Source organism: Aeromonas sp. PrichA-15, assembly GCF_017939245.1.
In the GTDB taxonomy this organism is placed as follows: domain Bacteria; phylum Pseudomonadota; class Gammaproteobacteria; order Enterobacterales; family Aeromonadaceae; genus Aeromonas; species Aeromonas caviae.
The window spans coordinates 1-3,104 of the sequence record NZ_JAGKRH010000205.1; the positions used below are offsets into that span (position 1 = coordinate 1).

The window sequence follows — 3,104 nt, forward strand, 5'->3', positions numbered from 1 at the left end:
AGAGAAGTTGCTCAAGATAGTGGTTGGCATCGATAATGGTCATGGCTTCGTGCGTGGCGGTTTTGTTTGGCGATAAAATCAGATCACAATCGAAGCCATTTTTATATCTATTTCAATTGGTTGCTGCTAAAGATCCTGTACATGAGGTGTCATTGATCCGCTTGAAACCGTCCAGATCGATCATGGCCAGGCAGAAGCGGTCCTGATCGAGCAGCAGCCGATTCAACCGCTCGTCGAAGAAGCGCCGGTTGTAAAGGCCGGTCAGCTTGTCGAGGTTCGCCTGCTGGCGCACCTCGTGGTAGTCCTTGCTCACCTCCGCCAGCTCGGCATAGACGTGCCTGAGCTCGCGCATCCCCCCCTGGTGCACCTCGTCAGGCTGGGTCCGGCTGGCCCGGATCACGGTGGAGATCTCGTCCAGCATCCGCCTGAAATAACGGGACCAGATCAGTGCCAGCACCATGTAGAGCACGCTGGCCAGCACGATGATCCCGAGCACGTTGAGGGAGGCACTCGCCACCACCGCCTGGATGCTGGAGGCGGGCAACACGCTGATCAGCACCCAGTTGTGGTCCGGCAGGCGGCTGTAGGCCACGAACTGGCGAGACGCCTGATCCAGGAAGATGCCGTCCTCTCCGCTGAAGCGGGAGAGCCAGGTCGGGTGCGTCATAGGCTTGAGCAGTTGTGAGGGATCGGGGTGGGCCAGCACCTTGCCCGACTGGTTGACGATCATCTGGTAGCCGCTGTTCCACTGCCGGTTCAGCTGGGCGGAGAAGGGGGCCAGGATGGCATCCACCGCGAAGACCCCCCGCACCTTGCCCTCCTTGTCGGTGATGGCCCGCGCCAGGGCGATCACCAGCGTGCCGTTGGTGTAGTCGTAGTAGGGTTCGGTCCAGACCATCTTGCCCACATGCTGGCTGGCCAGCTGATACCAGGGGCGCACCCTGGGGTCGAAGTCCGCATCCGCCTGCCATTCGGGGTAGATCAGCATCTGGCGCTCGGCGGTGCCCACATAGATGTAGATGAGATCCGCCATCACCCCCTTGTAGAGACGCCACTCCCTGAGATAGGAGTCGGTGTTGCGCAGACGGGGGCCGCTGATGTCCTCCACCTTGACCTGGTCGTAGATGAGGGAGAACTGACGCTCCATCTCGTTCAGGTAGGGTTCGATGAAGACGTGGCGCAACTGGTGATTGGTGGCGAGCAGGCGCTGTTGCAGCTCTCGCTGCAGGCTGCGCTCCATGTGCAAGTAGTAGATGGCGCCCAGCATCAGGACGGGAATGAAGAGCAGAAGCAGGCCCAGGCGCATCCGTGCCACCAGGGACCAGGTCTTTTTGGAGACTGCTCGCTTATCCAACCCTGACTCCATGCTATCCCCTGACATCGTGTAGTGTCAGAATATCAGCCCCACCTGATAGCGTCCAAAGGGAAGCGCATCATGTGGCCAACGAGAAGGAACTGGCCTGGATGTTGAAACCGGAACTGCTGACTGCCCTCCATTACTGCGCCGTGATCACCCTGACCGGTGCCATCACCTCGGAGTATTTCCTGTTCCGACGCGGCATGTCCATCGAGCAGGTGCGCAAGCTGCTGCTGGCTGACAGCCTGGCCGCCCTGGCCCTGCTGCTCATCTTCATCACGGGCGTGCTGCTGGTGGTCGCCCATCCCCAGCCACCGGCCATCCTGCTTGCCAATCCGGGTTACCGCACCAAGCTGCTGATGTTCTTCGCCATGGCCATCAGCTTTGGCTACCCCAGCCGGCTGTTCCACCACTGGCGCCGATCCTTGCGCCAGGGACGGGCTCCCCTTGTCTCCACCCAGCAGCAGTTCTGGGTGATCTGGATCCTTAGGGGCAACCTGCTGCTGCTCGCCCTGCTGCCCCTGCTCGCCAAGCTGGCCAGCCGCTGATCCTGCCCTCGCCCGGCAACAAATGGCTGACGACAAACGCCCCTTCTCGCAGGTATCGTAATGGCGGGGCCCGAGTGCCGCCGAGACTCTTTCTCAGGGATGATTCCGTATGCGTTCAAACATGATGTTATTGATGGCCGCCGCCATCTGGGGGCTGGGCTTCGTTGCCCAGCGTCTGGGGATGGATCACATGGGGCCCTTCACCTTCAACGGCCTGCGCTTCCTGCTGGGCGCCCTCTCCCTGCTGCCGCTCTTGTGGTGGCTCAAGTCACGCCAGCCGCCCCAGCCTGCCGGTGATCACCGCCTGCTGCTGACCGGGGGCCTCATCGCCGGCACCGTGCTCTTCTCCGCCGCCTCCCTGCAACAGGTGGGGCTGCTCTACACCACGGCCGCCAAGGCGGGCTTCATCACCGGCCTCTACATCATCCTGGTCCCCGTCATCGGCCTGGCCCTGCGCCACAAGACCGGGGCCAACACCTGGGTAGGCGCCCTCATCGCCATGGCCGGGCTCTACTACCTCAGCGTCACCGAGGAGTTCACCATCGGCTACGGCGATCTGCTGCAAGTGATCGGGGCCCTGTTCTGGGCCGTGCACCTGCTGGTGCTGGATCACTACTCGAACCGGGTCGCCCCCATTCGTCTTGCCGGGGTGCAGTTCGTGGTGTGCGGTCTGCTCAGCCTGGCCACGGCCTTCGTCATCGAGACCCCGACGGCGAGTGGTGCCGTGGCGGGCTGGCAGGCGCTGCTCTACGCCGGTCTGGTCTCGGTCGGCATCGGCTATACCCTGCAGGTGGTGGGGCAGCGCGGTGCCCATCCGGCCCATGCCGCCATCATCCTCAGCCTGGAGACGGTGTTCGCCGCCATTGGCGGTGTCCTGCTGCTGGGGGAACATCTGGACGAACGGGCCGTGGTCGGCTGTGCCCTGATGCTGGCGGGGATGCTCATCTCCCAGATCCGCCTGCGCTGGTGGTGGAAGTCCCGCCGCAACAAGGTGCCCAGCCAGCCCTGATATCTGCGGTGGTCATTGACCCCAAATAAAACGAGGCGCCCTTGGGCGTAATGCCAGTCAGTTAAGCCTGACTGGCATTGTTTTTACTAGGTTTTCTCGTCGCATACTTCTGTGGTTTGGCTTTGATGCACCTTGGGTAACTTCGTTCTCGGCGGGCGGGTAACTTGAACTGCTCTGCCTGTTTGTCCAA

Annotated in this window: 2 protein-coding genes and 1 pseudogene; 2 read left to right on the forward strand and 1 reads right to left on the reverse strand. The window is 62.1% G+C overall.

Features of this window, described 5'->3' with window-relative positions; translation table 11 throughout:
• Nucleotides 1–145: 145 nt before the first annotated feature.
• Nucleotides 146–1,354, reverse strand: a pseudogene (locus tag J9889_RS19455) (cache domain-containing protein); the annotation flags it as partial.
• A 110-nt stretch (nt 1,355–1,464) separates the two neighbouring features.
• On the opposite strand from J9889_RS19455, the gene J9889_RS19460 reads away from it, so the two are divergent.
• Both J9889_RS19460 and J9889_RS19465 read left to right on the forward strand, forming a co-directional pair.
• Nucleotides 1,465–1,905 (forward strand): DUF2214 family protein, encoded by a 441-nt coding sequence (locus tag J9889_RS19460; protein ID WP_039040139.1) that lies wholly within the window; start codon nt 1,465–1,467, stop codon nt 1,903–1,905.
• A 109-nt stretch (nt 1,906–2,014) separates the two neighbouring features.
• On the forward strand, nt 2,015–2,914 hold the full coding sequence (locus tag J9889_RS19465; RefSeq protein ID WP_042864813.1) for a DMT family transporter: 900 nt from the start codon (nt 2,015–2,017) through the stop codon (nt 2,912–2,914).
• Nucleotides 2,915–3,104 lie beyond the last annotated feature (190 nt).